Here is a 2,782-nt window from a genome sequence, read left to right as displayed (position 1 = left end):
CGGCGCCGCCGCTCCTGACCCAAAAGCTCACCACTCTTATCGTTGCTATTAGTCATAAACATAACCGTTTGCCTATCCCTTATCGTAAGGGGGAAACGGTGTCCTGTCTTTCATGGGGCTCGTTCACAACAACACTGTGCGCCTGGAGCTCGCACTTCTAAGCCACCTATACACCGTAGCGATTCAGGAGTGGGGGTTGGGGCTGAGCTTCAACCCTGTCCTGAACATCCGTAAGCCAAGCCCAGGTGAAGGCCGAGACCGGCGTTTATCTACAGAGGAAGAACGCCGATTGCTAGCCGCAGTGAATGCTCACAGCAATCCCATGCTTGGTTGGATCGTTCGAATCGCCTTAGAGACCGGCATGCGCTCGTCGGAGATAACATCCTTGCGCCGACATCAGGTTGACCTGACAAAGCGCGTGGTACGCCTCTCTGACACGAAAAACGATAGCGCCCGCACTGTGCCACTGACCCGATTAGCCACTGACACCTTCCAAGTGGCGATGAACAATCCAATTCGCCCAATCGATTGCGACCTGGTATTTTTTGGGGAACCTGGCAAAGAGGGTAAGCGCAGCGCCTATGCCTTTACCAAAACCTGGGGCAAACTGAAGACCCAGCTAGGGATGCCTGACCTGCGCTTTCATGATCTTCGCCATGAAGCAGTCAGCCGACTGGTAGAAGGCGGCCTTTCTGATCAGGAGGTGTCTGCGATAAGCGGGCACAAATCAATGCAGATGCTGAAGCGCTACACGCACCTGAGAGCTGAAGACCTTGTGGGTAAGCTAGATAAACTGGAGGCACGGCACTCCTGACCCCATTGTCCGTCACAAAGAACTTCAGCCACTTTTGGCCCGCCTGAAAATCCGCCGGGCCAAAAGCGACTTACACTGACACATATTGGCCTAGTTCTTCCCTATCAGACGCACCAATCCATCGACTGTGCCTTTGCTAAGCCCCACTTCTTTAGCAATAACTGCGATCGATATACCTCGCATCATGGCATCCCTTATCGCATCTCGGATGAGCTCTGGCACCTGCGCCTCGCCTGTTAGCGGATTGATGTAGCTACCCGCATGGTGAGTATTCATCAATAACTCTAGGCTTTTCTTGGCCTTTGATATCGCCTGTCGTGATATCCCTAACCTCCGCGCCATTTCGGATTGGCTTAACCCTTCTTTGTACATAAGCCAAACTTTTTCGCGCAGCCCCAATGAGGAAACTTTACCTGACCTAATGGAATGTAGACCTGAATGCACTTGGTCATAGGCAACCTTCCTCACTTCCTGGGCATCAGCAGCGTCGGGAAGTCGAAAATTAAACGCAAACTCGGATTTATTGACTCCTGTCAGAGCAGAAAGGTGGCTTTGAAACGCAGCCTTGTAGCGTAAGTCAGCATGGTATTTTGGGGAACCTGGCTTGTGGATGCGGCAATATCGGTTACTGAGATTCCCGGCCACAATTCTCTCGATTCGAAAACGCTCAAAAATAAGATGGAGCTTTGTAATTTCTGCCTTCGATATCAAAGTACATGACCGAGGAAGCTGCAAACTTCTTTCTAATTTCCAAGCCTCTGCTCCCCTTGCATCCTGCTCATCGTCTGTAAAGTGTCCCGAGCGGACAACATTACCAACTTCATGTCGTTCTTTGGCTTCAATCTCCTGCAATCTGTTAGACCTGATGCTATCCCGCCAACAAAGCTCACAAAATGAGCCCCCTTGTGGTCGAGTTCGGTCATCTACAAGAACATCGAAATTCCTCAAGGCCTTGGTGCGGTTAGGCCTAAAATGACGCATCAATCGGAACAGATCACGCACAGACTCCAGAGCACCGCATAAGAACTCAGCACCTGTGGGCAGCGCACCTTTTGAATCAAGCAAGCTGCGAATTGCAAACCTTATGTTTGAATCCCAGCGCTCAAGGTTCAGAAGCTGCCAGTCAATTTCTGGCATATGTTCTGGCTTAGTCACTACAACGTCATTAGCAACTACATCTGCAGTCAGTACGCCACTGTTGCCGCCGGAGGACTCAATGTAGGGCGCTGCCGAGAAAAGTGGCGCCCGCTGTGCCATTTCTGAAAGACAAGCCCCCTCCAGCAAACTCTTGGCCCATACGCCTTCGTAGCTAGCAATGCAGCCTTCAAAAAGCTCATCCAAATTTTCTCTTACCAACGGCCAGATTGGATATCGCCTGGACGTTAAGCTTGAAGAGGCCGTCAGGCCCGCTATTACTGTGCTGTAGCCCATCGCAAACTGACTCGAACAACGAGAGTCATGACCATAGACACTCAGCAGGTGTGGCAGGTAATCGAGGCGCGCCATGTCAACCTAAAAGTTAAAAATACTCATCTCATTCTAAGCGTAGTTACTCGTAATGTTCCATCTACATTACTCAAGTAGGCACATGAACATGACAACTGAAGAACTGATTCTTACCAGCAATGGCGGCTCTCCCCTGCTCTCACTAGCACAGGTAGCCGAGATTCTTCACCGCAGCCCTGAGGGCTTACGCATTACATTATCGGGGGACAATGAAATCGCCCGAAACCTAAAGCCATGCAGGATCAAGATTGGTCGTCGCGTCTATTTCCGCGTCACCGGCATAGCCCGCTTTATCGACGAAGCATAAGACCAGCCCGTGTCAGTGCAGGCTTCATTGTTAATCAGCGTGCAAAACTTTCCAGATTTCCGGGGTAAACAGCGTCCAATAGTTTCCACCCCGGGGTGTGCAACCATCCGGTCTTTCGGCCGGAGAATCTGGGGTGTTATCGATGGATATAATTG

2 protein-coding genes and 1 pseudogene are annotated in these 2,782 nt (G+C 50.9%); 2 read left to right on the top strand and 1 reads right to left on the bottom strand.

Features of this window, described 5'->3' with window-relative positions; genetic code table 11:
• Positions 1-127: 127 nt before the first annotated feature.
• Positions 128-814 (top strand): annotated as a pseudogene (locus FQ182_RS29420) (site-specific integrase); the annotation flags it as partial.
• 90 nt (positions 815-904) lie between these two features.
• On the opposite strand, the gene FQ182_RS29415 reads toward FQ182_RS29420, so the two are convergent.
• Entirely contained in the window at positions 905-2,320 is a 1,416-nt protein-coding gene (locus FQ182_RS29415) for a helix-turn-helix domain-containing protein (RefSeq protein ID WP_149415339.1), read from the bottom strand.
• A gap of 88 nt (positions 2,321-2,408) precedes the next feature.
• Here FQ182_RS29415 and FQ182_RS29410 point away from each other — a divergent pair, with 88 nt between their 5' ends.
• A complete protein-coding gene (locus FQ182_RS29410; protein WP_149415338.1) occupies positions 2,409-2,627 on the top strand; it encodes a DNA-binding protein in 219 nt (72 codons plus the stop codon).
• Positions 2,628-2,782: the final 155 nt, after the last annotated feature.

It is taken from the genome of Pseudomonas sp. ANT_H4 (assembly GCF_008369295.1).
In the GTDB taxonomy this organism is placed as follows: domain Bacteria; phylum Pseudomonadota; class Gammaproteobacteria; order Pseudomonadales; family Pseudomonadaceae; genus Aquipseudomonas.
Note: the sequence above shows the minus strand (reverse complement) of the source record. Positions and strands in the feature narration are given on the sequence as shown.